The 25360-nt window shown below is 71.4% G+C and carries 19 protein-coding genes and 1 pseudogene; 4 read left to right on the forward strand and 16 right to left on the reverse strand.

Annotated elements, in window-relative coordinates:
• Nucleotides 1–23 precede the first annotated feature (23 nt).
• Genes AADR41_RS04015 through AADR41_RS04035 form a run of 5 tightly spaced genes read right to left on the reverse strand, consistent with a single transcriptional unit; the run spans nt 24 to nt 10166 of the window.
• Nucleotides 24–4106 carry a hypothetical protein gene (locus AADR41_RS04015; protein ID WP_342279965.1) on the reverse strand — a complete coding sequence of 1361 codons (4083 nt, stop codon included), beginning with the start codon at nt 4104–4106 and terminating at the stop codon, nt 24–26.
• Nucleotides 4107–4115: 9 nt separating this feature from the next.
• Nucleotides 4116–4991, reverse strand: a complete 876-nt coding sequence (locus AADR41_RS04020) for a carbohydrate ABC transporter permease (protein WP_342279966.1) — start codon at nt 4989–4991, stop codon at nt 4116–4118.
• Complete coding sequence (locus tag AADR41_RS04025) at nt 4988–5950, reverse strand: carbohydrate ABC transporter permease (protein WP_342279967.1); 963 nt, start codon at nt 5948–5950, stop codon at nt 4988–4990. The genes AADR41_RS04020 and AADR41_RS04025 overlap by 4 nt, the downstream gene beginning before the upstream one ends.
• Nucleotides 5947–7254, reverse strand: coding sequence for an extracellular solute-binding protein (locus AADR41_RS04030; RefSeq protein WP_342279968.1), 1308 nt, complete (start codon nt 7252–7254; stop codon nt 5947–5949). Before AADR41_RS04030 ends, AADR41_RS04025 begins: the two co-directional genes overlap by 4 nt.
• Nucleotides 7251–10166, reverse strand: a complete 2916-nt coding sequence (locus AADR41_RS04035) for an alpha-L-rhamnosidase (protein WP_342279969.1) — start codon at nt 10164–10166, stop codon at nt 7251–7253. Before AADR41_RS04035 ends, AADR41_RS04030 begins: the two co-directional genes overlap by 4 nt.
• A 315-nt stretch (nt 10167–10481) precedes the next feature.
• Between AADR41_RS04035 and AADR41_RS04040 the strand changes: the two genes are divergently transcribed.
• The gene (locus tag AADR41_RS04040) at nt 10482–12080 is read left to right on the forward strand and encodes an alkaline phosphatase D family protein (protein WP_342279970.1); all 1599 of its coding nucleotides are present in this window, start codon (nt 10482–10484) and stop codon (nt 12078–12080) included.
• Between the two features lie 146 nt (nt 12081–12226).
• On the opposite strand, the pseudogene AADR41_RS04045 reads toward AADR41_RS04040, so the two are convergent.
• The 6 genes and pseudogenes from AADR41_RS04045 to AADR41_RS04070 all read right to left on the reverse strand — a co-directional run.
• Nucleotides 12227–13588, reverse strand: a pseudogene (locus AADR41_RS04045) (glycoside hydrolase family 6 protein); the annotation flags it as partial.
• Between the two features lie 602 nt (nt 13589–14190).
• On the reverse strand, nt 14191–14349 hold the full coding sequence (locus tag AADR41_RS04050) for a hypothetical protein (RefSeq protein WP_107408259.1): 159 nt from the start codon (nt 14347–14349) through the stop codon (nt 14191–14193).
• A 66-nt stretch (nt 14350–14415) separates the two neighbouring features.
• Nucleotides 14416–15366 (reverse strand): cytochrome c oxidase assembly protein, encoded by a 951-nt coding sequence (locus tag AADR41_RS04055; RefSeq protein ID WP_342279971.1) that lies wholly within the window; start codon nt 15364–15366, stop codon nt 14416–14418.
• A 111-nt stretch (nt 15367–15477) separates the two neighbouring features.
• The gene (locus tag AADR41_RS04060; RefSeq protein WP_342279972.1) at nt 15478–16506 is read right to left on the reverse strand and encodes a 6-phosphofructokinase; all 1029 of its coding nucleotides are present in this window, start codon (nt 16504–16506) and stop codon (nt 15478–15480) included.
• 143 nt (nt 16507–16649) lie between these two features.
• Nucleotides 16650–17378 carry a type 1 glutamine amidotransferase gene (locus tag AADR41_RS04065; protein ID WP_342279973.1) on the reverse strand — a complete coding sequence of 243 codons (729 nt, stop codon included), beginning with the start codon at nt 17376–17378 and terminating at the stop codon, nt 16650–16652.
• 34 nt (nt 17379–17412) lie between these two features.
• Entirely contained in the window at nt 17413–18651 is a 1239-nt protein-coding gene (locus AADR41_RS04070) for a Mur ligase family protein (RefSeq protein WP_124719156.1), read from the reverse strand.
• A 114-nt stretch (nt 18652–18765) separates the two neighbouring features.
• Between AADR41_RS04070 and def the strand changes: the two genes are divergently transcribed.
• Nucleotides 18766–19323 carry a peptide deformylase gene (gene def / locus AADR41_RS04075; RefSeq protein ID WP_342279974.1) on the forward strand — a complete coding sequence of 186 codons (558 nt, stop codon included), beginning with the start codon at nt 18766–18768 and terminating at the stop codon, nt 19321–19323.
• Nucleotides 19324–19360: 37 nt separating this feature from the next.
• Here the strand turns inward: def and AADR41_RS04080 are convergent, their stop codons facing one another.
• The gene (locus tag AADR41_RS04080; protein WP_259930293.1) at nt 19361–20011 is read right to left on the reverse strand and encodes a TetR/AcrR family transcriptional regulator; all 651 of its coding nucleotides are present in this window, start codon (nt 20009–20011) and stop codon (nt 19361–19363) included.
• Between the two features lie 173 nt (nt 20012–20184).
• On the opposite strand from AADR41_RS04080, the gene AADR41_RS04085 reads away from it, so the two are divergent.
• On the forward strand, nt 20185–21411 hold the full coding sequence (locus AADR41_RS04085; protein WP_342279975.1) for an acyl-CoA dehydrogenase family protein: 1227 nt from the start codon (nt 20185–20187) through the stop codon (nt 21409–21411).
• A 47-nt stretch (nt 21412–21458) separates the two neighbouring features.
• Here AADR41_RS04085 and AADR41_RS04090 read toward each other — a convergent pair whose 3' ends face one another.
• From AADR41_RS04090 to AADR41_RS04100, 3 genes are all read right to left on the reverse strand, one after another.
• Nucleotides 21459–21947: a glutathione peroxidase gene (locus tag AADR41_RS04090; protein ID WP_342279976.1), complete on the reverse strand. Its 489-nt coding sequence runs from the start codon at nt 21945–21947 to the stop codon at nt 21459–21461.
• Between the two features lie 216 nt (nt 21948–22163).
• Nucleotides 22164–22706 carry a GNAT family N-acetyltransferase gene (locus AADR41_RS04095; protein WP_342279977.1) on the reverse strand — a complete coding sequence of 181 codons (543 nt, stop codon included), beginning with the start codon at nt 22704–22706 and terminating at the stop codon, nt 22164–22166.
• A 13-nt stretch (nt 22707–22719) separates the two neighbouring features.
• Nucleotides 22720–23301, reverse strand: coding sequence for a helix-turn-helix domain-containing protein (locus AADR41_RS04100; protein ID WP_342279978.1), 582 nt, complete (start codon nt 23299–23301; stop codon nt 22720–22722).
• Nucleotides 23302–23461: 160 nt separating this feature from the next.
• Here AADR41_RS04100 and AADR41_RS04105 point away from each other — a divergent pair, with 160 nt between their 5' ends.
• Nucleotides 23462–23902 (forward strand): DUF7144 family membrane protein, encoded by a 441-nt coding sequence (locus AADR41_RS04105; protein ID WP_342279979.1) that lies wholly within the window; start codon nt 23462–23464, stop codon nt 23900–23902.
• An 18-nt stretch (nt 23903–23920) separates the two neighbouring features.
• Here AADR41_RS04105 and AADR41_RS04110 read toward each other — a convergent pair whose 3' ends face one another.
• The gene (locus AADR41_RS04110; RefSeq protein WP_342279980.1) at nt 23921–25240 is read right to left on the reverse strand and encodes a chloride channel protein; all 1320 of its coding nucleotides are present in this window, start codon (nt 25238–25240) and stop codon (nt 23921–23923) included.
• Between the last annotated feature and the right edge of the window lie 120 nt (nt 25241–25360).

The raw sequence follows: 25360 nt of genomic DNA on the forward strand, positions 1-25360 counted from the left end.
CAACGGCCCCGGGCGTCGCCCCGTCATCTCCGCTCGGTCCGCAGCAGTACCGGACCGAACAGGCCGCTGACACGCTGCCCGGCAAAGACGAAATGGGTCGGGCTCGTCGCGTCCAGGCGGGGCGCCAGCGTCCCGAACACGGTGATCTCCACAGTGTTTTCCCCCGGCACCACCAGCCCCGTCAGGTCGAACACATACGGGGAACACACCCGCACCCCCGCGGCGACGCCGCCGACCCGGACCTCCGCCGTCCCCCGGACCCGCCCGAGATCCAGCGACACCCGCCCCGCGACACCATCGGCCGGCACGTCCACCACCCGGCTGTACCGCACCCCGCCGCTGTACTCGGCGAGGCCCTGCCCCTCCCAGTCGCCGAGCCGGATCCGCCCGGGGCCGACCGTGCAGCGCACCGGACCGGCCAGCGCGGCGCCACCCTCGTACCCGGGGACGGTCCGGACCCGCAGCGCCGCGGTCACCGGACCGCAGCGGTCACCGTGCGACAGCTCGACCGTCACGGTGCGCACCCCACGGGCACCGGGGACGCCCACGGCGGCGCGACACTCCGATCCGCCCACGTACACCGTGGTCCCGCCGTGCGTCTGCACCGTCAACCGGGTCGTGCCGGGCGGGAGTTCGCACCAGAACCACTCCACACCGCCCCGGCTCCCCGGAACCGCGAACCGGACCGGCACGACCGTGCCGTCGTCGGCCTCCGGGTCCAGCCACGCGGCCCCCGGCAGCGGATGCGGGCGGCGGCGCAGACACAGCGCGGCAGGGTCGCCCACCGGTACGCGCCGCACCCCGACCGGCCCACGACCGTGCGGCCCGTCCGCCCACCAGCCGGCGTCACTGTGCAGCGTCGCGACGGGTTCGCCGTCCCTGCCGTCGAGGACCGCGTCCACCAGGACCGCGCGCTCGCCGCCCCCGGACGTCTCGACCGTGATGTCGTTGTCACCGATGTGCAGGGCGGCGGTCACATCGTGCCGCCGTACGCGCGGCACCGCGTGCTCGGCGTACGGGTCGAATCCACCCTGCCCGCCGATGAGCCGGCCGTTGACGCGCAGCACGCAGGGCACCCGGGAAGCCACCTGCACGACGGCGCCGGCGGGGAGCGCGGTCAGCTTCAGCGTGGTTCCCATCGTCCCGGGCGCGTGAATCCATTCCGGGCGCCCGTAGCGTCCGGGATCGCGGACGAGCGCCATGTGCGCCCGCAGTTCACAGTCCTGATCGGGGGTCAGGTCCAGTTCGAGCAGATGGAATCCGGCGGTCGTCCGCACCGGGCCCAGCGCGAGATGGCCCCCGTCTTCGAGCGCCACGGGCACACCGTCGAGCCGGACCCGCTTCACCGCCCCGGCCCCGACAGCGAGGTGCCCGTCGAAGTCCTCGCCCAGGTGGATCCCCGTGCGCAGCCGCACCACTTCTCCGGCGACCGCCGGGCCGAGGTGCGCGAACTCCTCCGGCACATGACCCTTCGGTCCCAGAACCGCGCGATGCACCGGGTCCTTGTGCACGCCCAGACTCTCGGACCATTCGAGCACCGCCGGACCGTCCCGGCCCGGCCCCTCGCCCAGGACCAGCGCGCGGGGACCGAACGTCGCGTGGACCGTGGCCGGTGCCGGACGTCCGGGGCCGGAGGGCACCGCGGCCCAGCCGTCCCGTACGCCGTCCTCGCCGGGCGCCTCCACCCGGTGCCGGAAGGTCCGGCACTCGGTGACGGCCGGGCCGGTGGGCGGACCGGTCGCGGGGCGGGCGAAGTCGCCCCAGGTGTTGTCGAGCGTCGGGACGAGGACCATGTCCCACTCCGCGTCCGGGGGGATCTCGACGGTCTCGACGGTCTCGACGGCGATGACGTGCGACGGCCCGGCGCCGGAGAACACGGGTGGGGGCGGCTCCGGGTCCTCGGCCGGGAAGACCAGTACGGCCGCCGGGCCCGTGTCGAAGGGGACGTCGACCTCGACGGCCCGGGCGTCGTCGGCGACGGGCAGCACCTCCGGCCTGCGGGGAGGGCCGCCGAACGGGTCCACCAGAACGGCCGGCCCCGAAACGTCCCGCACCCGCACCCGGGCGCGCCGTACGTAGCGGCCGGGGTCGAAGTCGTAGCGGGCGTCCAGCCAGCCCAGCGCCGCGCCCCGCTCGTCGGGGGCCGCGACCTCCGCGCGGGTCGCCCGGGGGGTTGCCGCGGTCAGGAACACCACAGTGGCGCCGTCCACCCGCCGCGCGAGCGCGGGAACCGGCGCACGGACGGCCGGCCGCACACCGCCGAGAGCGGCGGCGAGCGCACCGGCCGGGTCGCCGGTCAGGGGAACGTGCACGGCCCGGCCGTCCGCGAAGCACGCCCGCAGCGCGTCCGCAGCCGTGGCCGCACCGGATCCCACCAACCGCTCGGGCAGCTCGCCCCAGGCGATCAACTTCCCGCCGGCCGAGACGAATTCCACCAGCCGATCGGCTGTCCCCCGTTCGAGGACGGTGCACGCGGGCAGCACGATCGCCGCATACGCCTCGTCCGCCACCCGCAGCCGCACCCCGTCGTCCAGCCGTGAGACACGGGCACGGGCCAGCGAGGCGTCGTCGATGACATCGGCGTCGAGGCCCAGCCGGTCCAGCAGCCCCGGCCGGGTGCGGAACCAGGTCATGTCCCCGACGAGTTCCAGATAGGCCCACTGGGCGTGGGCCGCCGCCTCGTCGACACCGTCCAGCGCGGTGCCCGCCTGGGCGGTGGTGGTGGGCAGCAGGACCGCGACGTCGCACAGATGGTGACCGAGGCTCAGGACCGCGCAGAGCCGGGTCACGGCGTCGGCGAAGACACGGTGGTGGCGCCAGTACGGCTGGCGCCAGTCGGTTCCGGGCGGCGCCCACTCCCACCAGCCGCCCTTGGTCGTGTAGTAGACGGCATGCGGGTTGTAGAGCGTGGCCCCGGCACGCAGCCAGGGCAGCAGCCAGTCGAAGGTCTCCTCCAGGGTGCCGCCCCAGCCGGTCGAGTGGAAGGCCTCGACCCAGGTGCGGGGACGGCCGTAGAGATGGGCGAGCGAGGAGTGGATGCGGGCGTCCCCGTGGTGGTCGGATCCCGGCGCCGAGAACCAGCGGTGGGTGCGCGCGTAGTCGGCGTACAGCTCCACGCCCGCGACCGGGTGTCCGGCGCGGGCGGGATCCTGCTGGTCGCAGCCGATGAGCAGCCCGTGCCGCTCGTGCCAGGCGGCCAGCGGCCGGAAGAACGCCTCCTCGGCCAGTTCGGCCCGGGTCAGGTGGTAGTCGCGGCGGATCCGGTGGACTTCCGGATCCGCGCTGCCGTCGTACAGGGCGTCCAGCCGCTCGGTGAGGTCGTAGCCGCGAAGTCGCAGGAAGGCGCCGGTGAAACCGGTGGACCAGGTCGGCAGGGACGGAAGTTCGTCCTGGAACGAACCGACGACGACGGTCCCGAGCCGGTCGCCGAGCCGGCGCTCGAACTCCCCGTGCACCCGGTCCAGCAGCGCCGCGCACGCCTCGGTCCCGAGATAGTCGAAACCGAGCGCCTCGTGATGATGGAGCGTCAGACGCCAGCGGCCGGCGCCGGGCGCCCGTACGACCCCGTCGGCCACCGGCACCGTGACCGCGGGACCGGTGGCCCGGCCGTCGTCGTCGACCGGTTCGGCACGGCCCGCGAGCGGCCGGCCGCCCGGCGGGCACCGCAGCTCACCGGGCCGCGCCGCAGAGGACTCGACCACGGCCCGCACCTGGCCGAGCCGACGGCCGGCGTGATCGGGCCGCTCGTCGACCAGACGCGCCTGGAGATCCGCGCCGGAGAAGCCGAGCTGGTCGTAGAACCAGAGCCCGGTCCCCAGCTCCCGGGCGTCCTCGCACACCCCGTCGAGCAGTTCCCACCACGCGTCGGACAGAAAGGGCGGGTCGTCGGCGTCCGAGCCGAACAGCGGGCCCGACGGCGCCAGGTTGAGGAGCACCAGATTGTGCACCCCGCCCTGGGCGAAGCGCTCCAGCTGCGCCCGCAGCCGCGCCCGGTCGAGCCGCTCCCCGCTCCACCACCAGATCGCGACGGGCGAGAAGGCGCGCGGGGGCGCCGCGAGGACCGCCGCGACACTCGGTGGGAGGAGCGGATCACCCGGGTGTGTCATGCGAGGTCCTCAGCCCTTGAGGCCGCCCGCGAAGCCCTTGATCACATAGCGCTGGAGGACCACGAAGACGATCAGGATCGGCAGTGCGGCGAGCACCAGTCCGGCGAAGACGAGCCCGTAGTCCGAAACGTACTGGCCGACGAACGCGAAGATGCCCACCGGCACGGTCTCCTTCTCGGAACCGCCCAGATACAGCAGCGGAGTGAAGAAGTCGTTCCAGATGAACACCGCGTTCAGGATGATCACCGTGCCGGTGATGGGGCGCAGCAGCGGGAAGACGATCCGGGTGAACGCCTGCCGGTGGTTGCAGCCGTCGATCAGCGCGGCCTGGGCGTAGTCCTGCGGCAGCGCACGGACGAATCCGGTGTACAGGAAGACGGTGAACGGCAGTTGGATGCCGGTGTAGAAGAGCACCATGCCCTGGTACGTGCCGAGCCAGCCGAGATCGTCGACGAGTTTGTACAGCGGGATCATGCCGAGCTGGAACGGCAGCACGATGCCCAGCAGGAACAGGATGTACAGCCCGTAGCCGAGACCCCGGGCGCACCGCGCGAGGTAATAGGCCCCGGTGGAGCCGAGGACGACCAGGAGCAGCAGGCTGACGACGGTGATGACCGTGCTGTTGACCAGCGCGGGCCCCAGCGACGCGGAGGACCAGGCGTCGCCGAAGTTGCCGAAGGTGGGCGGCGAGGGCAGCGAGAGGGGCGACTCGGCGATCTGCCGGGGGTCCTTCATCGCCAGGGTGATCAGGGCGTACACCGGGAACAGGAAGACGACGGCGACGGCGATCATGACGAGTTCGAGGGCATACTGCCCGTACCGGGGCCTGCGGCCCCTGCGGCCGGCCTTCCGTTCCGCCGGTCCGCGGGCCGTTGCGACGCTCACGCGGTGACCTCCCTCGCACGCAGATAACGGAGCTGGACCAGGGAGACCGCGGCGACGAACAGTGCGAGGACCAGGGCCACCGCGGTGCTGTAGCCGAACTTCCCGTAGACGAAAGCCTCCTTGTACAGGACGGTCGACAGGGTCTCGCTGGAGGTGCCGGGGCCGCCGTTCGTGGCGGCGTACACCTGGTCGAAGAGTTTGAGTCCGCCGATCGTCGACAGCATCAGGTTGATCGTCAGCGCGGGGGCCAGGAGCGGCCAGGTGACATAGCGGAAGCGCTGCCAGGAACCCGCCCCGTCGATCCTCGCGGCCTCGTGGAGTTCGGCGGGCACGCCCTGGAGCCCGGCCAGGAAGACGACCATCGAGTAGCCCGCGTACTGCCACACGACCATCGCGGCGACGGACCACAGGGCGAGCGAGGGATTGCCGAGCCAGTCCTGACGCAGCCCGCCGAGTCCGACGGCGCCGAGCAGTCCGTTGAGCCCGGCGCCGTTCTCCGGGTTGTAGACGTACTTCCACAGGATCGCCACCATGACGGGGCTGACCACGGCCGGTGCGAAGAAGATCAGCCGCAGCACCGCACGGGACTTGATGTTGGTGTGCACACCGAGGGCCAGCAGCAGGCCGATGCCGTTCTGGACGACGACCACGGCGACCGTCAGGAGCAGGGTGTTGGTGACGGACTCCAGGGCCCGGCCGTCGTCGAGCAGGGCGCGGAAGTTGTCCGTGCCGGTGAAGGAGAACCCGCCGATCCCGGACCAGTCGGTGAAGGCGTACATCACCCCGGCGAGGCTCGGGTAGAGCACGACGACGGCGTAGACGACGAGGGCCGGGACGACGAAGAGCCGGGGCGGGACGGTGTGGTCGCGGCGCCGGGCAGCTCGGCCCCGGCCCGTTCGTGGCAGGTCCCCGGCCTCTTCGACCGTGCCGGGGACGGTTTTCTGGGGGGTGCTCGTCACGATTTCTTCCCGTAGGCCTCGTCCATCTGTCCCAGGGCGCCGTCGACATCCGTCTTCCCGGCGAGCAGATTCTGCACGGCGGCGAAGTGGGCGGGCTGCACCTCGGCGTTGGGCCAGCTCTGGTCCATGAAGGGCACGGCCCGGTTGTCGTCGATGATGGGCAGGAAGCCGGAGAGGACCGGGTCGATCTTCGTCGAGGCATCGCGCTTGAACGGGATCGCGGCCACGGACTGTGCCCAGCGGTCGACGTTCTCCTGCTTCCCCAGGAATTCGATGAACGCCTTGGCCCCGGCCGACTTCCTGGACCGCGCCGAGACACCGAGCCCGACGACGATGCCCGCCGGGATCCACAGCTTCGCGGGGTCGTCACCACCGGGGAAGGGGAACATGCCGAGGTCCTCCGGGGTCCGGGTGGCCTGGCGGAAGTTGGCGAGCACGGCGGAGACCTGGACGGCCATGGCGGCCTTGCCGCCGGCGACCATCGAGGTCTGCTGCTCGTACGTCGTTCCGTTGGGGTTCTCGTTGAAGAAGCCCCGGCGCTGGAGCTCCTGGTACTTGCCCATGGCGTCGGCCCACCCGGAGCCGCGGAAGTGGGCCTTGCCGGAGGCCATCTCCGCGTCGAAGCCGGGGTTCTTCGCATAGACGGCGTTGGGGACCAGCGCGTACGTGATCAGCTGGGTGACCCAGGGGGTCTGTGCGCCGAGTGCGATCGGGACGATGCCCTTGGCCTTCAACCTGGCGCAGACGTCCAGGAGCTCGCTCCATGTCCGGGGCGGCTCCACCCCGGCCTCGGCGAAGGCCTTCTTGTTGTAGATGGCTCCGATGGCGCTGCTGCCCGCCGAGTACAGATACGTTTTTCCTTCGTGCCGGTAAGCGGGATGGAAGTTCGCCGGGACCTCCTTGGTCCACGGCTGGTCGCTGAGGTCGGCGAGCAGCCCGGCCTTGGCCAGCTCGACCATGGACATGGCGCTGCCACTGCCCGGATAGAGCACATGCACATCCGGGGCGTTGCCACCGGCGAGCTGGGTGCGCACCACCGTCTGCACCTGGTCCGTGGGCGCGAAGGAGGTGGCGAATGTGTCGTCGGGATGGGACCTGCGGTAGAGGCCGACGAGCTCCTCCACCGGTTTCTGCTGGTCGGCGACGCCGACGACACGCAGCTTGCCGGAACCGCCGCCGGAGTCCGAGCAGGCGGTCAGAGCGGGCGGCAGGGCGGCGAGCGCCGCGACCCCGCCGCCGATGCGGAGAAATCCCCGGCGGCCGACCGTGCTTCGGCCCGGCCGGAAGCGAGAACCCGTCGTCATGGTGTGTCCTCCTCGTACGAACGGGCGAACGAAGGTTTCGTCGCCGGTCCTGATGTGCGTCGGCTCGGGGTGAGCGACAGCGGCGGTTCCGTCCCGGGCGGCCCCGCTTGGCAGTCCACCGCAGGATGGGCCGCGGTGAAGCGGTAGGAGCCCGAGGACACGCGGTGGACCACGTGGTCGGAGGCGGTCGCGATCACCGTGATGTGGCGGTCGTCGGCGCTCGGCACCAGGCCCGATTCGCGGACCGAGCCGGGGTCCGTGGTGGGCACGTACACATCGGCGGTGGCGCCGGGCGGCACCTGGACGCGCAGGGCGATCCGGTCGCCCTGCCGTTCCCAGGTCACCCGCACCGTGCCGCGCACGGACTCGTGGTGGGCGCTCGCGTGGCGCAGGCCGCCGGGCCGGGGCCGGATCCGCAGCTTCTTGTACCCCGTGGAGTCCGGCGCCTGGTCCAGGCCGGCGACACCCCGGTAGAGCCATTCGCCGATCGACCCGAGCGCGTAGTGGTTGAAGGAGTTCATCGACGGCGCCCGGAATCCCGTGCCCGGGGTCCACCCGTCCCAGCGTTCCCAGATCGTGGTGGCGCCGTGCCGCAGCGGGAACCGCCACGACGGCACCTCGTCACGGAGCAGCAGGGCGTGGGCGAGATCGGCCCGCCCGTGGTCGTCGAGGACGGGCGCGGCGAGCGCCACCCCGAGGAAGCCCGTCAGCAGGGCGGGCCCGGCCGACTCGACGAGTTCGGCGAGCCGGCGGGCGGCGGCACCGGCGAGCCCGGCGGGCAGCAGATCGAAGGCGAGCGCGAGGAGATACCCGGTCTGGGTGTCACCCGCGACGCGCACGGACAGGCCGTCCGCGGAATTGCGGGAGGTGACGAACCGCTCGGTGAACGTACGGCGGATGTCGTCCGCCAGCCGGTGGTAGCGCTCCCCGACCTCCTTGCGCCCCAGTACATCGGCGGCCTGCGCCGTGAGCCGGGCGCTCTGCGCGAAGTACGCCGTGGCGATCACGTCGCGCGGGGTGGGGGTGCCCGGGGCGAGCCAGTCGGAGAAGTGCGGGCCCACCCGGTCGCGCCAGATCAGACCGGGGTTGTGACGGTGGATCAGATCGACCCAGGCGCACATGCCTTCCAGGGCCCGGGAGAGGAAGCGCGGGTCGTCGTAGACGCGGTAGAGGTGCCAGGGGACGATCACCCCCGCGTCGGCCCAGCCGGGTGCCCCCTCGTCGGCGACGCCCACGAGACGCGGGGCGACATTGGTGAAGCCGCCGTCGGGGGTGCGGGCGTCGTCGACGTCGCGCAGCCACTTGGTGAAGAACGCGGCGACATCGGCGTTGAGCGCCGCCGTGGGCAGGAAGACCTGCGCGTCGGCCAGCCAGCCGAGCCGCTCGTCACGCTGCGGGCAGTCCGTGGGCACGCTCACGAAGTTCGACCGCTGCCCCCACGCCACACAGTCGTGGAGCCGCCTCAGCTCGGCGTCCGAGCAGTCGAACTCCCCGGCCCACGGGGTGTCGCTGTGCAGCGCCACGGCGACGACATCGGCCTCGGCCGGCTCGGGCACGCCGCTGATCTCCGCGTACCGGAACCCGTGATACGTGAAGCGCGGCTCGAACACGATGTGCTCGCGCCCGTCCCCGACGAGTACGTCGGTCGCCGCGGCGGTACGCAGGTTGGCCGTGTAGAGCCGCCCCGCCCCGTCCAGCACCTCGGCGTGCCGGATCACCACCCGGGCCCCGGCCGCGAGCCCGCGCACGCTCAGCCGTACACGTCCGGCGAGGTTCTGGCCGAAGTCGACGATGTGCGTGCCGGGGGAGACGCGTGTCATCGAGCAGGGGCGCAGCTCGGTCACAGCCCGCACGGGCTCGTCTGCGGAGGCCACCAGCAGCCGGTGATCGGCGTCCGTTACCCGGGCCCGGGACCAGCCGGAGTCGTCGAAGCCGGGCAGCTCCCAGCCGTCGGCACCGCGCCGGAGGTCATGGCACTCGCCCATCAGCAGATCCGCGTGGCGGACCGTCCCGGTGCCGGTGCGCCAGGTCTCGTCGGTGACCACCACCGAATCCCGGCCGTCCGCCCCGGTCAGGTGGAGTTCGGCCAGGAACTGGGGGTACGAGCCGTAGTGGGCCCCGGCCCGGCGCGGCTCGAAGCCGACGAACCCGCTCCACCAGCCGTCCGCGACGGTGGCCGCCAGGACGTTCTCGCCGTCCCGCAGCGACGCGGTCACGTCGTAGGTCTGGTACTGCACGCGGTGGTGGTAGTCGGTCCAGCCGGGTGCGAGCTCGGCGTCGCCGATCCGTTCGCCGTTGAGCCGGACCTCGTACAGGCCGCGCGCGCTGACGTACAGCCTGGCGCGGGTACCGGACGATGCGGTGAAGGACCGGCGCAGCACCGGGCACGGGGCGAGCCCGTGGTCGTCGAGGGCGAACTCCCCCTCGGTGGGCGCGTCCATGACATCGATCGGGTGCGGGGCGTGGGTGATCCACGAAGCGCGCCACTCGTCGGTCCGGGTGAAACCGGTCTCGAACCACGAGGATTCCTCGGCGGGCGTGCCCGTCCCGGTCGGCCACACGGAGACCCGCCAGTGCAAGCGCGTGCGGCTCTTGAGCGCGGGCCCCGCGTAGTCGACGGCCGTGGCGGCGGGATCGGCCACCCGGCCGGTGTCCCAGAGGAGCCGTCCGCCCCCGTCCAGGTCCCCGGCGTGCTCGGCGACGCGGACCCGGTAGGCCACCGGGTCGTCGCCACGGACGTCGGAGGCCAGCCGCCAGGAGAGCCGGGGCGCGGGTTCGCCGATCCCCAGCGGGGTGGTGCGGTGCTCGCACCGCAGGGCGTACGGGCGCAGCCTCCGGACCTTCGGACGGCCGGTCACCGGCCCTTCGGCGGGGCGGCCGGCGGGGGCACCCGCCGCCGGGGGACCGGACACGAACACGTCCTTCCGTCGCACCGAATTTCCCGATGTGAAATCTAACGTTAATTCTGTGGCGTGGAGACTATGAGCCACCCCCAGGGGTGTCAAGGGTGTTGCCGACACGTCCTCGGTCGCGTCGGAGAAGGGCTGATGTCTCCTCAACTAACCGCCTGTGAACGGCAATATGACCACTCGTAGGTGGTCTTGTGGCGTGTGTTTCCTCTGTGATATCCAGCCTGTGATTACCACATGGACGGGCGTGAAATCACGCGCCGATCCCATCTCGTACCGGACGGAATTCCGCCCGACGAAGGGACGAGTTTCATGCAAATGAACAGTGCGTCAGGTGGTACCGGAGGCTTCGGAAGACGGGTGTTGCTCGGCGGTACGGTCGGCATGGCCCTGGCCGCGTCCGGCCTGTCCGCGGGCCGGGCCTGGGGTGACACGCCCCTCCACGAGGACCCGTTCACCCTCGGCGTGGCGTCCGGCGACCCGTGGCCGGACGGGGTCGTACTGTGGACCCGCCTCGCCCCTCAGCCCCTCGCGCCCGACGGCAGCGGCGGCATGCCGCCGTACGCCGTCGACGTGCAGTGGGAGGTCGCCCGTGACGACCGCTTCCGGTCCGTCGTACGCCGGGGACGGACCCGCGCGGTGCCCGAACTCGCCCACTCCGTCCACGTGGAGGTCTCCGGACTCCAGCCGGACCGGCACTACTACTACCGCTTCCGCGCCGGCGGTGTGCACAGCCCGGTCGGCCGCACCCGCACCGCGCCCCCGCCGCACAGCCGACCCAGGAAGCTGGACTTCGCCTTCGTCTCCTGCCAGGCGTGGTTCGAGGGCTTCTACACCGCCTACCGGCACCTCGCCGAGGAGGACATCGATCTGGTCCTGCACCTGGGCGACTACATCTACGAGAACGCCATCGACGCGATGGGAGGCGTGCGCAACGTCCCCGTCGCCGCCGAACTGCGGCCCGAGCCGATGAACCTCGTGCAGTACCGCAACCGGCACGCCCTGCACCGCTTCGACCCCGACCTCATCGCCGCCCACCAGGCCCACCCGTTCGCCCTCGTCTGGGACGACCACGAGGTCGAGGACAACTGGGCGCGCGACAAGTCCAAGGCCGACACCGAACCCGACCAGGACCCGGCGGTCTTCCGCGAGCGCGCGGCGGCCGCCTTCCAGGCGTACTACGAGCACCTGCCGCTGCGGCTGCCGAACAAGCCGAACGGCTTCGAGGCACGGATGTACCGCCGGCTGCGCTACGGGCGGATGGCCACCTTCCACATACTCGACACCCGGCTCTTCCGCGACGACCAGCCCTGCGGCGACGGCATCAAGAGCGGCTGCGACGAACGGTTGACGCCCGGCCGCACCATCCTCGGCCCCGAGCAGGAAGAGTGGCTGCACCGCGGCCTCGGGCGCTCCGACACGACGTGGAACATGATCTCCCAGCAGATCCCCGTGACCCAGGTCGACACCGACCCCGGCCCCGGTCAGGCATTCGTGATGGACTTCTGGGACGGCTACGTGGACGCCCGCCGACGGCTGTTCAAGGAGCTCACCGACCGCAGCGTGAACAACCCGGTCGTCCTCACCGGCGATATGCACCGCCACCTCGCCGCCGACCTCAAGCAGAACTTCGACGATCCGGACTCGCCGACACTCGGCGTCGAATTCGTCGGCTCGTCCATCTCCACCACCAAGGACGGGATGGACCTGGACCCCTCCGGGGCCAAGCTGCTCGCGGCCAACGACCACATCAAATTCACCAATTTCCAGCGCGGATATGTGCACTGCTCGCTGACCCGGGACAGCTGCCGCGCCGACTTCAAGGTGCTCCCGTACGTCACCACCCCCGGCGCACCCGTCTCGACCCGGACCTCCTACGTGACCGAGGCCGGCCGCCCCGGGCTCCAGGAGGCCTGAGGCGGCACCGGACGTCCCTCTGCCGGGAGAGCGGCAGAGGGACGGATCGCGCGGTGACGGATTCCCGCTGCCCGTCCGGGCGGGCAGCGGGAATCCGGCTCAGGCGGACCGACCGCCCGACGAGGGTGCGCGGGCGGTCACGCGCTTCCACCGTCCAGTGGCGGGTAGGCGTTGCGCACCAGTTCCTGGAACTGCGCGGAGAACCAGTGGCCCGCGAGCGGGGCGTCCGGCAGGGCGCCGGACAGGTTGTAGCCGTTGCGGCCGTTACCGGGGTATGTCGGGTCGCACATCCGGTCGAAGCCCTTGCCCTCGTCGTTGTCGATGGGCACGCTGTTGCCGTCCGACTCGCCCGGCGGCTTCGCCCAGACGTAGGCGTCGACACCTGGTTCCGGGGCGACGGTCGGCCGCTCGCCGATGCCCGCACCGCTCTGGTTGCACCAGTTGCCGGCGTGGATGCGCCGGTCGACCCGGCCGCCGTCGACATAGGCGTCGACACCGGTCAGCGGGCCCGCGCCGGTGGGCCGGGCCGGGCCGCCCCAGCCGTTGCGGGCCGTGTCGACCAGCATGCCGATGTCCTGGGCGAAGCCCTGGCGCACCAACTCCGAGCGCAGCGCCTGTGCGAAGGACAGCTCGTCGACGTAGTAGTTCCAGTCCACCCATGTGGACTGGCGCACCGTCGTGCCGTTCACCGCGTCGGTGACCTTGAAGTGGGGCTCCTTCAGCGCCGAGTAGTTGGCCGTGTTGACGATGAAGCCGTGCACGTCGGCGACCGTCGCCCCCTCCGTGGTCGCGGCCTTCTTGAATTCCTGCGCGGCCGGTACGAAGTTGGAGTCCCAGCCCAGCCACCCGTGGTGGGCTGCGTCGACGTAGTTGTAGACGTTGGGGATCGCGCCCAGGGTGTGCAGGGCGTAGCCGATGCCCTTCTCGTAATTGCCGTTCGCCTTCATCGTCGCGCAGGCCTCGGTGGAACCGGCGCCGCCGCCGGCGTTGGTCACCAGATTCGGCAGCGAGTCCGGCTCGATGAGGGTGACGACACGCAGGTTCGCGTAGGCCGGGTCGGAGAGGATGCCGGCGATGGCGTCGATGTACTCGGCCTTGTACCGGTCGATCTCCGTGGGTCCGAGTTCACCGTTGGAGGCCAGCGCGGCACAGTCCCGGCCGGGCAGGTCGTAGACAACCATCTGGAACAGGTCGGCGCCCTGGTCCAGCGCCGTGTCGAGGTGCTCGCGCAGCCCCATCGCGTCCCCCGCGCCCTCGATGGCCGCGATGCGGTCCATCCAGACGAACGAGGGCTCGTCGGCGATGGCACCGCCGCCGGGCTCGGCGGCGGCCCTGGCGGACCAGTCGGGGTTCACGTACGGCGTGGCGCCGGCGTAGGGGTTGTCGACCCGGGCCGCGGCCGACGCCGGTGCGGGAAGGGCGACCGTCAGTGCCGCGCCCATCGCGAGGGCGGAGAGTGCGGCGAGCCTTCGGCGTAACCCGTGCGAGGTGGTGCCTGTTCGTTTCATTGCGGCTCCAGGTTTCTCTCGGTGTCCGCGGGAGGTCGGCCCGCGGGTGCGCTGTGCCGGGGCAACGCCTTCGTCGGTGCGCGCTGCCCTGCAACCGGGGCCCCGCCGACGAGGGCGGTGACCATCGGTGCGTCCTGGGGAAAGGGGGTGCGGGGTGCGTACTGCGGTGGGGCTGCGGCACGTTCCGGGGCGATCGGGGCCCGGTGCGACGGACGCTCCCGCCACCGGGGAAGCGGCCGTCGTCGTGTGCAAGTCTTGACGGTGGGAGCGCTCCCACCGTGACGCGGTGACGCGCACCTGTCAAGAGTTGAAGCGCAATCACCGCTCGCGTCCGCCGGGGTGGGGGGACGGGCGGGGCCGGTTCGGCGGCGGACAGCCGCAGGTGAACAGCAAGGCGCCCGGAGCCGGGGCCGCATGTTTCTTCAATGGTCCGCCGCACGGCTCACCGGGCGGTGGACGAACCCTTCATGCGCCGCCGGACGGCGCGGTCGAAGGGGTACGTCCCGGCGTCGGCCGGGACGTGAGGGCAACCGCCCGCGCCGACGCGACGCCGCCGGTGCCGGACGCCCGGCCTAAGGCGGTCAGGGGGTGCGCGTCACGGGTCAGGACTCGCGTGTCGCCGCCATCCCCAGGGTGATCAGGCCGAGCACCACCCAACCGAACCAGAGCCAGCCGCTGCTCCCCAGGGCCACCGTGTAGGCGGTGACCACGACCAGGGCGGTCAGCGTGAGCACTCCCATGGCCTTCGTGGATCCGGACATGCCCGCACCCTCCTCATCGGCCGTGCGGCCGTGGATGCCATCGTCACCCCTGAGGCATGCCCACCGCTACTGCCCGCGCGCCTGCAATGAGGCGAGATAGGCGTTGTACGCCTGCAGCTCCTGGTCACCGTCCCGGTCGGCCCGGCGGTCCGAGCGCTTCGCCGTCCGCTGCTCGGAGCGGTACCACTGGAAGACCAGCGCGATGAGCACCAGCACCGAGGGGATCTCGCTGAAGGCCCAGGCGATACCGCCCGCCCAGCCCTGATCGCTCAGCGCGTCGATGCCCAGCGAGGCCGGCGGATGCTGGTACGTCCCCACCATCGGGGTGGTCGCCATCATCAGTGCGATACCGAAGAACGCGTGGAACGGCATCCCTGCGAACAGCTCCAGCATCCGCATCACATAGCCGGGACGGTGCGGGCCCGGATCGACGCCCATGATCGGCCAGAAGAACACCAGGCCGACCGCGAGGAAGTGCACCATCATCGCGATGTGACCGGTCTTCGAGCCCATCAGGAAGTCGAAGAGCGGGGTGAAGTACAGCCCGTACAGGCTGGCGATGAAGATCGGGATCGTGAAGGCGGGATGCGTGATGATCCTCATGTACCGGCTGTGCAGCAGCTTGAGCAGCAGCTCGCGCGGACCGGTACGGCCACGGGCGGCGACCGGCAGCGCACGCAGCGCCAGGGTCACCGGAGCGCCCAGCAGCAGCAGGATCGGCGACAGCATGCTGATCACCATGTGCTGCACCATGTGCACGCTGAACATGACCATGCCGTAGTCGTTGAGCTTGGTGCACATCACCAGGGCGACGCTCAGCACGCCGACGACGAAGAACACGGTCCGGCCGGCCGGCCAGCTGTCCCCGCGTCTGCGCAGCCGCAGCACGGCGTACGCGTACAGGCCGATGCCGAGAAGGCAGCCGACGAGGAAGAACGGGTCCGCGGAGAATTGGAGCCCACGTCCCAGCGTGAACGGCGGCAGATCCATGTTCATGCCGTGCCCGCTGTGATCCATCTGTTCACTCCTGCTGGGGGCGTCCCCGTTTCGTGCCGGTTGTTCCGACCAGAGTAGAACTGCCCCCGGCCGCAGTTGCGGCCGGGGGCGGTCCGTAGGACGGGGTGTCGCTCAGAGCACGCACTCCGCCTCGGCGTACCGCTCGGCCGGGACGGTCTTCAGCGTCTCCACGGCCTCGCCCAGCGGCACCATCACGATGTCCGTGCCGCGCAGCGCCGTCATCATGCCGAATTCACCGCGGTGCGCGGCCTCCACCGCGTGCCAGCCGAAGCGGGTGGCGAGCACCCGGTCGTACGCGGTCGGCGTGCCGCCCCGCTGCACATGACCGAGTATCACCGGACGGGCCTCCTTGCCCAGGCGCCGCTCCAGCTCGGAGGAGAGCTGCGTGGCCATGCCGGCGAACCGCTCGTGCCCGTAGATGTCCTTGACGCCCTGCTCGATCTCCATGGAGGTGCCCTCGCGGGGCTTGGCGCCCTCGGCGACGACGACGATCGCGAACTTCTTGCCCGCCGAGAACCGCCGCCCGACCACCTCGGTCAGCTCGTCGATGTCGAACGGGCGCTCCGGCACCACGATGGCGTGCGCGCCGGCCGCCATGCCCGAGTGCAGGGCGATCCAGCCGGTGTGGCGGCCCATGACCTCGACGATCAGCACCCGCTGGTGCGACTCGGCGGTCGTCTTGAGCCGGTCGAGCGCCTCGGTCGCGACGCCGACCGCGGTGTCGAAGCCGAAGGTCACATCGGTCGAGGCGATGTCGTTGTCGATGGTCTTCGGCACGCCGACGATCGGCAGCCCCGCCTCGGAGAGCAGGTTGGCCGCCTTCAGCGTGCCCTCGCCGCCGATCGGGATGATCGCGTCGAGACCCAGATCGGAGACATGGCCCCTGGCCTGCTCCACACCGCCGCGCAGGTGGGCGGGCTGGACCCGGGAGGAGCCGAGGATCGTACCGCCGCGGGCGAGGATGCCGCCGACCGCGTCGAGGTCGAGCTTGCGGTAGTCGCACTCAAGGAGGCCCTTCCACCCGTCGTGGAAGCCGATGACCTCGTCGCCGTGGTCGACCACCGCGCGATGAACGACGGAACGGATGACGGCGTTGAGGCCGGGGCAGTCGCCGCCGGAGGTGAGCACACCAATTCGCATTGCCCGGGAAACCTTTGCAACGTGGGCCGACGACCGGACCACGTCGTCCGGTTGGATCCCCGCCACCCTACCGGCGCAGGGTGGCGGGACCGAACCGGGCGTCCGCCTGCTGGACTCCGCTCAGACGAGCGAAAACCGCCTCATCAGGCGGGCTGCGTGGCCGACGCGATGCGCTCGGCGCGCAGCGCCTCGTACCAGCGGTCGTCCGTCGGCGGCAGGGCGTTGACATCGAGCGCCAGCTTCAGCAGCAGATCCGCGATCAGCGGATTGCGAGCCATGACCGGGCCGTGCATGTACGTACCGAAAACGGTGTCGTTGTACGCGCCCTCGGTGCCGTCGCCGGTGCCGTTGCCCCGGCCCAACTGCACCCGGGCGAACGGACGTGCCGTCGGGCCGAGGTGGGTGACGCCCTGGTGGTTCTCGAACCCGGTCAGCGGAGGCAGGCCGAGGTTCGGGTCGATGTCGGCCAGTACGTCACCGACGCAGCGGGCTCCCTCGCCGCGGGTGGAGACCACGTCGAGCAGCCCGAGACCGGGCTCGCGCTCACCGAGGTCGTTGATGAACTCGTGGCCGAGGATCTGGTAACCCGCGCAGACCGAGAAGATGATCGCGCCGTTCGACGCGGCCCGGCTGAGCCCGCCGTCGCGGCGCAGCCGCTCCGCGGCGAGCCGCTGCGGCCGGTCCTCACCGCCGCCGATCAGATAGATGTCGCCGGACGTCGGGATCGGCTGGTCGCTGCGCACGTCGACGCGCTGCACATCGAGACCGCGCTGCCGGGCCCGGCGCTCCACCACCAGCGCGTTGCCCTGGTCGCCGTAGGTGCTGAGGAGGTCGGGGTAGACCCAGACCAGACGCAGACCGTTGTTGCTCATGCTTCGTCCTCTCCGGAGGTGGCCGGGGCCGGGGTCAGTTGCCGACACGACGGCGCAGATCCTGGAAGGCGGTGTAGTTGGCGATGACCTCGATGCGGCCGGGCGGGGCCTGCTGCACGGCCTCGTCGAGGTTCTCGCAGACCCGGAAGTCGAGACCGGCCACTTCGAGACGGACCGCCAGGTCCAGCTTGCGGTCGCCGAGCACGAAGATCGGGTGACCGGCGAGCTGGGTGTAGTCCACGTCCCACAGCCAGGAGGTGTCCGTGCCGTCCGCGCCACGGGCGTTGACGGAGAGGATCACCGGCGTGGGCGGCGGGTCGATCAGGGAAAACGTTTCGAGCCAGCCGGCCGGGTTCTTCGCCAGCAGCAGCCGCAGCTCACGGCCGAGGAAGGACACCACGTCGTAGCGGCCCGCGACGGCCTGCACCTGGTACATGCGCTCCAGCGCGACCTGCGGTGGCACACCGAAGACGGCAGCCACGGCGGCGGAGCTGGTGGCGTTGGCCTTGTTGGCGCGGCCGGGCAGCTGGAGGTGGATCGGCCACGCCGAACCGTGCGGGTCCAGGACGTAGTCGCCGTGCAGGACCCAGCTGGGGGCCGGCCGGCGGAATCCGCACTCGCCGCAGAACCAGTCGTCGCCGGGGCGCTGCATCACACCGCCGCAGGAGGGGCAGGACCAGGCGTCGTCCTTCCACGCCTGTCCCGCCGCGACCCACACCACATTGGGGGAGGAGGAAGCCGCCCAGACGATCAGCGGGTCGTCCGCGTTCGCGACGATCACGGCCTTCGAGCCGGACAGCCCCTCACGCCACTTCTCCGCCAGCATCCGGGTCTCCGCCGCGCGGTCCAGCTGGTCGCGCGAGAGGTTGAGCAGTGCGATCACCTTGGGCGTCGTGTCGCGAGCGACCCCGGCGAGGTACTTCTCGTCCACCTCTATCACGCCGTACTGCGCGTCCGAGCCGCCGGCCAGCGCCGAGGTGATGCCCGCCGGCATGTTGGCGCCGAGCGCGTTGGACACCACCGGGCCCGCGGCCCGCAGTGCTTCGGCGATCAGCCGGGTGGTCGTCGTCTTGCCGTTCGTCGCCGACACGAGGATCACGTCCAGGTGCTGCGCCAGCCGCCCCAGCAGGTCGGGGTCGAGCTTGAGCGCCACCCGGCCGCCGATCACCGATCCGCTGCCGCGCCCTGCGGCGCGTGACACCGCCGCCGCGGCCTTGCCCGCCGTCACGGCCAGCTTGGCCCGCGGCGACAGCGGGTCCGTGTTGCCTGCCATCGTCCTAGATCCTCCTTGCATCGGTCCACGCCCAGCCTATCGATGTCCGGCGCGGCGACCGCACCCTGGCACCGCCGGGAAGGTGGAGGTCGCGTGGAACGTACGATTGCGGCCATGCGAAACCGCCCGATCCCCGGCAGTTCCGGACTGATTCGTGCCATGAGCCTGCTCGGTGATCCGGTGTTGCACGGGGCCTGTGAACCCGTCACCGACTTCGGCCCCTCGCTCGCCCGGCTCGTCGAGGACATGTACGCCACCATGTACGCGGCCGAGGGCGTCGGCCTCGCGGCCAACCAGATCGGCGTTCCACTGCGGGTGTTCGTCTACGACTGCCCGGACGACGACGACATCCGTCACCTCGGGCACCTCGTCAACCCCGGACTTGTCGAGGCCGACGGCATCACCGTACGCGGCCCGGAGGGCTGTCTCTCGCTGCCCGGACTCGAAGCGGCCACCCCGCGGTTCGACCGTGCGGTCGTCGAGGGCCGCACGGTCGACGGCGAACCGGTCCGGATCACCGGCACCGGGTTCTTCGCGCGCTGCCTCCAGCACGAGTGCGACCATCTCGAAGGCACGGTCTACACGGACCGGTTGACCGGGCTGCGCCGCAGAAGGACGATGCGAGCGGCCCGCCGCGCGCCCTGGGCGCGCACCGGTGAGGCCGCGTCCTAGAACCCGGTCCTGGAACCCGGGTCCTGGAAGCCCGGCCCTAGAAGCCGGGTCCGCCGGGACGGTCGCCCGCCGCGGCCAGCCTGCCCCACAGCAGATCGGCCAGGCTGCTCACCAACTGTTCGCGGGAGCAAGGGCGTTCGCCCAGCCACCAGTCGCCCGCGGCGTGCATCATGCCGACGATGCCGTGGCCCCAGATCCGGGCCATGGCCTCGCTGTCCGGGCCCAGGTCCACCCGCTCGGCGATCACCAGGGCGAGTTCCTCGCCGAGTCTGCGCAGCAGCGGCGCCGAGTGCCGTCCGACGTCGAAGCCCTGCTCCGTCGAGGGCGCCGCGTCGTCGGACGGGTGCATCAGGAAGCGGTAGACCTGCGGGCGGGCCTCGATCGCCGCGAGGTAGGTGTCGAGCGTCGACTCGACGCGCCGCCGGCGCTCGGCGGGGGCGTCGAGCGCCGCCCGCAGCGCGATCAGCAGGGCGTCGGTGTGCCGCTTGGCGAGGGCGCGGTAGAGACCGCCCTTGTCGCCGAAGTGCCGGTAGAGGATCGGCTTGGTGATTCCGGCCTCCGCCGCGATGGCGTTCATCGAGGCCCCGGGCCCGTCCCTGAGCACCACGCGGTCGGCGGCTTCGAGGAGCTCGCGGCGGCGGCTTTCGGCCGCTGTCCGCTGTCGCTCTGCCTGTCGTGTGCTCTCCATGTCGCCTCTCCCCGCCCCTGGCCGTGCAAATGCGTCCTGCCTGCGCAACGTAACACCCTGCCCAGCGCCGTGCGGATCCGAACCGGGACGGTTGACAGAGGCTACTTGTCGGTAACAGACTGCGGTTACCGCAAGTAACGAGTGGTTTTTCACAGCAGTACGTGGAGGGGAACATGGCGGAGTTCACGCTCGAACTCAACGATGACCAGAAGCAGGTCCGTGACTGGCTTCACGGCTTCGCCGCGGATGTGATCCGTCCGGCGGCTTCGGAGTGGGACGAGCGTGAGGAGACGCCCTGGCCCGTCATCCAGGAGGCGGCCAAGGTCGGCATCTACTCCCTCGACTTCTACGCCCAGCAGTTCTTCGACCCGACGGGCCTCGGCATCCCGATGGCGATGGAGGAGCTCTTCTGGGGGGACGCGGGCATCGCCCTGTCCATCGTCGGCACGGGCCTGGCGGCCGTGGGCGTCCTCGCCAACGGCACCGAGGAGCAGATCGGCACCTGGATCCCGCAGATGTACGGTGACGCCGACGACGTCAAGGTCGCGGCCTTCTGCTCCTCCGAGCCGGACGCCGGTTCCGACGTGGCCTCGATGCGTACCCGGGCCGTGTACGACCAGGCCAAGGACGAGTGGGTGCTGAACGGCACCAAGACCTGGGCGACCAATGGCGGCATCGCCAACGTCCATGTCGTCGTCGCCGTGGTCGACGCCGAGCTGGGGTCCAAGGGGCACGCCTCGTTCATCGTGCCGCCGGACACCCCCGGGCTCTCCCAGGGCCAGAAGTTCAAGAAACACGGCATCCGTGCCTCGCACACCGCCGAGGTCGTCCTGGAGGACGTCCGGATCCCCGGCCACTGCCTCCTCGGCGGCAAGGAGAAGCTCGACCAGCGCCTGGCGCGGGCCCGTGAGCGCGCCGCCTCCGGCGGTGAGCGGGTGAAGAACGCCGCGATGGCCACCTTCGAGGCGTCCCGCCCCGCGGTCGGCGCCATGGCGGTCGGCACCGCCCGCGCGGCGTACGAGGTGGCGCTGGACTACGCGAAGACCCGCACCCAGTTCGGCCGGCCCATCATCGACAACCAGGGCATCGCCTTCCAGCTGGCCGACATGCGCACGCAGATCGACGCGGCCCGGCTGCTGGTGTGGCGCGCCTCGTGGATGGCGACCACCGGCAAGCCGTTCACCTCGGCCGAGGGCTCGATGTCCAAGCTGTACGCGAGCGAGACGGCGAAGAAGGTCACCGCCCAGGCCGTCCAGATCCTCGGCGGCAACGGCTTCACCCGTGAGTACCCGGTGGAGCGGATGCACCGGGACGCGGCGATCTACACGATCTTCGAGGGCACCAGCGAGATCCAGCGCCTGGTGATCGCCCGCACCCTCTCGGGCATGCCGATCCGCTGACCGAGGGCGTCCCCGGTCGCCCGCCCGGCGACCGGGGACACGGTCCGTCAGGCAGGCAGCAGGGCCTCGATGGCCGCGACGAGCTCGGGTGCCTGGGGCTCGACGCGCGGGCGCAGACGGGCCACCGGTTCGCCCGCGGGCGAGATGAGGAACTTCTCGAAGTTCCACTGGACGTCACCGGCCTCGCCGTCCGCGTCCGCGAGCTGCGCCAGCTCGGCGTAGAGCGGATGGCGCCCCTCACCGTTCACGTCGGTCTTCTCCAGCAGCGGGAAGCTGACCCCGTACGTGGTCGAGCAGAAGGTCTGGATCTCCTCCGGGCTCCCCGGCTCCTGGCCGGCGAACTGGTTGCACGGCACGCCGAGCACGGTGAAGCCGCGCTCCGCGTAGTCGTTCTGGAGCTTCTCCAGGCCCGCGTACTGCGGGGTGAGCCCGCACTTGGACGCGACATTCACCAACAGGACGGCCCGGCCACGGTAGTCGGCCAGGGACGTGGGCTCGCCGGTGAGCGTGCGCAGAGGGATGTCGTGCAGCGTCATGAGGTCTCCTCGTGAGGTGTGGCTTCCGCACCCATTGTCACGCCCGCGTCCGCTCCGTACGAAGCCCGTTCCCCGTCCGCCCAGGTCCCCGCACGCCACCGACCTGCGGGAGTCCGGCCACGGAGGCGTCCGGGGCATGACCCCGACGAGCGACCCCTGTACGGATACCGGGCGAGTGCCGAACTCCTGCGCCCCGACCGGAGATCCGCGCGCCGCTCACCGGCCGGGCAGCGCCTGCGCGGGGCCGATCGCCTTGTAGTAGAGCGTCGTCGGCCTCAGCACCCCGGCCGGATCCTCGGCGTAGTCCGGGATCGAGCCGCACTCCGTCCAGCCCGCCGAACGGTAGAGCCGCTCGGCCGGACTTCCGCTCTCGGTGTCCAGTACCAGCAGCGTGACACCGGCACCGGCGGCCGACCGCTCGGCGGCGTCGAGCAGCGACCGGCCCACGCCCCGGCCGCGGGCCGACGGACGCACCATCAGTTTGGTCACCTCCGCGCGGTGCCGGGCGTTGGGCAGCCCGGCCCGGTCCAGCGCGACGGTACCGGCGACCCGTTCCGCGTCGCGGGCGATCCAGACCTGCAGGCGGCCCGCGTCGACGGCCCCGGCCCGCTCCCGCCACCAGTCGGCGGCCACCTCGCGGTCCAGCGGCGCGAGGAAACCCACCGACGATCCGCCGTCCACGGTGTCCACCAGGAGAGCGGCCAACTCATCGGCGTAGGTGACCAGTTCGTGGCCGCGTACGGGGGCGATCTCGATCATGTGCGGGGTCCTCTCACGGCAGAACGATCATCAGGGCGTAGCGGACCCGGCCCGGCCCGGGGCAGTGGAAGTGCGAGGGACCGCGCAGCCGGAACCGGAGGCAGTCGCCGCGGCGCACGGTGTGCGCGGTGCCGTCGACGGTGATCTCGACCGTTCCCTCCAGCACCCAGACGTGCTGCTCCACGCCGGACACCGGCGCGTCCTCGTACGTGATGGCGGCACCCGCGTCGAGGGTGCCCTCGACGACCTCCGCGCGCAGGCCGCTGTGCGGCGGCGACACCGAGCGGCGTACAAAACCCGATGCCTCGTCCCGCCAGACCGGCTGCCGTGCGGCCGGGACGAGCTGCGGGGGCTCCGCCTCCACCTCCAGCAGCAGCCGGGACATCGTCCGCCCGTGGACCGTGCACAACCTGCCGAGCAGGGCGGCGGTCGGGCTCAGCTCGCCGCGTTCCAGCCGGGACAGCGTGGACCGGCTCACCCCGCTGCGGCGCGAGAGCTCGTCCAGTGACCAGCCGCGTCCGGCGCGCAGTTCACCCAGCCTCGCGGCGAGCCGGGCATCGACGGAGCCGGGCTCCGCCTCTTCGATTTCTCTCATTATGGAGATGATATCCCTGTACGGAGATGGATCGCAGGACGGCTGCGACCCCGGGGAACGGCCGCTGTGCCGGGTGGGTGCCGACGTGACACGCTTGGTCGGGGAGGTCCCGGTGGCCCACTCGGTCCGCCGGGTCGATCGGCAGCCCGAGGAGGCCGCAATGGCCAGTACCACCAGCGGACCGTCGGCGGCGCCCGCCGCCCCTTCGAGTTCGCACCGGCCCTTCCGGATCGGCGGGACCGCCTTCGCGGCGGTACTGATGATCTTCGGCGGAACGATGGCGATCCTCGAAGGAATCGCCGCCATAGCCAAGGACGCCGTGTTCGTCGCCACCCGCGACTATCTGTTCCGGTTCAACCTCACCGGCTGGGGCTGGATCCACCTCGCACTCGGCGTCCTCATCGTGATCGCCGGCTGCGCGCTGTTCACCGGAGCCGTATGGGCGCGTGTGGTGGGCATCGTGCTCGCGGGGCTGAGCGCAATCGCCAACTTCCTGTGGCTGCCCCACTACCCGCTCTGGTCGCTCGTGCTCATCGCCATCGACGTCTTCGTCATCTGGGCGCTGTGCGCGAATCCGTTCCAGGAGAAGGAGAGCGTCTGAGGTCACGGCGGAGGCCCGTCATCCCCGATCCGGCCGGGCACCGGCCGGGGACGGTGCGAGCCTGATCGTGACGACATAGGAGACCACGACCGAGACGATCACGAGCGGCATCACGGTGAGACCCTCGGACCCCAGCAGCAGTGTCGCCAGCAGCACCGATGTCATCGGGAGCTTGAGCATCGCCACACACATGGCGCCGATGCCCATCGCGAAGCCCGACGTGAGGCCCAGTCCCGGCAGATGGGACATGGCGATGCCGCCCGCCGCCCCCACGAACATCGCCGGGAACACCGGGCCTCCCCGGAAGCAGCTCAGGGACGCGCAGTACGCCACGGCCTTGCAGGCGACCAGCAGCACCAGTGTGCCCACCGAGTACCCGGCGCTCTGCGCCAGCAGCGGATCGAGGGCGTTCTCCCCGGAGTACAGCACCCCGGACGCGTCCCGTCCGGTGCCCTGCGCGTACACGAGCGCGGCCACGCCGACGACCGCGCCCATGACGGCGGTGGCTGTCACGGTCCGCCGCTCCACCCGCTCCTGGAGGAGCCCGGCGAGCCGCTGGATGCCCGTGCCGACGAAGGCCGCGGCCAGCCCGAGGACGACGGCCCAGCCGAACTGCGCGATGTCCGGCCCCGCTGCCCGGGGTACGTGATGCAGCGCCAGGGAGTACGTCCCGAGCCCGGTCCAGGAGCCGAGTCCGGTGAAGATGAGCGCGCCGATGCCGGCCGCCAGCAGCCCCGGCACCAGGACCATTCCGAGCATCATCCCGGCCAGCCCCGAGGCCTCCATCAGCAAAAAGGCCCCCAGGAGCGGCGAGCCCAGCAGCGCGCTGATCGCGGCGAAGCTCCCCGCGGCCCCCATCACCGCGCTGGGGCCGGGCCCGATGCCGGGCCTGACCAGGCGCGCAGCGTACACGGCCAGTCCGCCGCCGAGCGCGATGAGCGGCGCCTCGGGGCCGAGCACCGCCCCGAGGCCGAGCGAGGCGATCGCCGCGAGCACGATGCCGGGCAGCTCCACCGCCGAGGGTGCCCCCGTGGCCACCATTCCGTCGGCGGGCCGGTGACCGCCCCGCCCCGGCAGACGGCGGACGGTCAGCCCGACCAGCAGGCCGGCCACGGCGAGCAGCGGCACCGGCCACCAGGACGGTGTGCCGGCGAACCCCAGCGCCCGGGGCAGGTCGTGGTAGGTCAGCGACTGGAGTTCGTGGGTGAGCGCCAGGAAACCGAACGCCACCGCCGAGACCGGGATGCCGAGAGCCGCCGCAAGCACGAGGAGCGCGGCGTAGCCGCGGGTGCGGATCCGCGCGGCGGGGTCCGCCGCCGCGGCGGGTTCGGCCGACATGGTCGTTGCCTCCTCGGCGTCGCAACCCGTCCGGAACGGGCTGTCCCACAAACGTCGACAAGTGTCCACAAGGAGATAGCACAATGTGCTGATTCATCCGCGATGCACCCGCTGGACGGA

This window comes from Streptomyces sp. CLV115 (genome assembly GCF_038448545.1).
Classification (GTDB): Bacteria; Actinomycetota; Actinomycetes; order Streptomycetales; family Streptomycetaceae; genus Streptomyces; species Streptomyces sanglieri.

Excerpts from the sequence above, each read along its gene's own strand:
- AADR41_RS04015 (WP_342279965.1), bottom strand. The coding sequence starts at position 4,106 with ATGACACACCCGGGTGATCCGCTCCTCCCACCGAGTGTCGCGGCGGTC.
- AADR41_RS04030 (WP_342279968.1), bottom strand. The coding sequence starts at position 7,254 with ATGACGACGGGTTCTCGCTTCCGGCCGGGCCGAAGCACGGTCGGCCGC.
- AADR41_RS04040 (WP_342279970.1), top strand. The coding sequence starts at position 10,482 with ATGAACAGTGCGTCAGGTGGTACCGGAGGCTTCGGAAGACGGGTGTTG.
- AADR41_RS04050 (WP_107408259.1), bottom strand. The coding sequence starts at position 14,349 with ATGTCCGGATCCACGAAGGCCATGGGAGTGCTCACGCTGACCGCCCTG.
- AADR41_RS04055 (WP_342279971.1), bottom strand. The coding sequence starts at position 15,366 with ATGGATCACAGCGGGCACGGCATGAACATGGATCTGCCGCCGTTCACG.
- AADR41_RS04060 (WP_342279972.1), bottom strand. The coding sequence starts at position 16,506 with ATGCGAATTGGTGTGCTCACCTCCGGCGGCGACTGCCCCGGCCTCAAC.
- AADR41_RS04065 (WP_342279973.1), bottom strand. The coding sequence starts at position 17,378 with ATGAGCAACAACGGTCTGCGTCTGGTCTGGGTCTACCCCGACCTCCTC.
- AADR41_RS04070 (WP_124719156.1), bottom strand. The coding sequence starts at position 18,651 with ATGGCAGGCAACACGGACCCGCTGTCGCCGCGGGCCAAGCTGGCCGTG.
- def (WP_342279974.1), top strand. The coding sequence starts at position 18,766 with ATGCGAAACCGCCCGATCCCCGGCAGTTCCGGACTGATTCGTGCCATG.
- AADR41_RS04080 (WP_259930293.1), bottom strand. The coding sequence starts at position 20,011 with ATGGAGAGCACACGACAGGCAGAGCGACAGCGGACAGCGGCCGAAAGC.
- AADR41_RS04085 (WP_342279975.1), top strand. The coding sequence starts at position 20,185 with ATGGCGGAGTTCACGCTCGAACTCAACGATGACCAGAAGCAGGTCCGT.
- AADR41_RS04090 (WP_342279976.1), bottom strand. The coding sequence starts at position 21,947 with ATGACGCTGCACGACATCCCTCTGCGCACGCTCACCGGCGAGCCCACG.
- AADR41_RS04095 (WP_342279977.1), bottom strand. The coding sequence starts at position 22,706 with ATGATCGAGATCGCCCCCGTACGCGGCCACGAACTGGTCACCTACGCC.
- AADR41_RS04100 (WP_342279978.1), bottom strand. The coding sequence starts at position 23,301 with ATGAGAGAAATCGAAGAGGCGGAGCCCGGCTCCGTCGATGCCCGGCTC.
- AADR41_RS04105 (WP_342279979.1), top strand. The coding sequence starts at position 23,462 with ATGGCCAGTACCACCAGCGGACCGTCGGCGGCGCCCGCCGCCCCTTCG.
- AADR41_RS04110 (WP_342279980.1), bottom strand. The coding sequence starts at position 25,240 with ATGTCGGCCGAACCCGCCGCGGCGGCGGACCCCGCCGCGCGGATCCGC.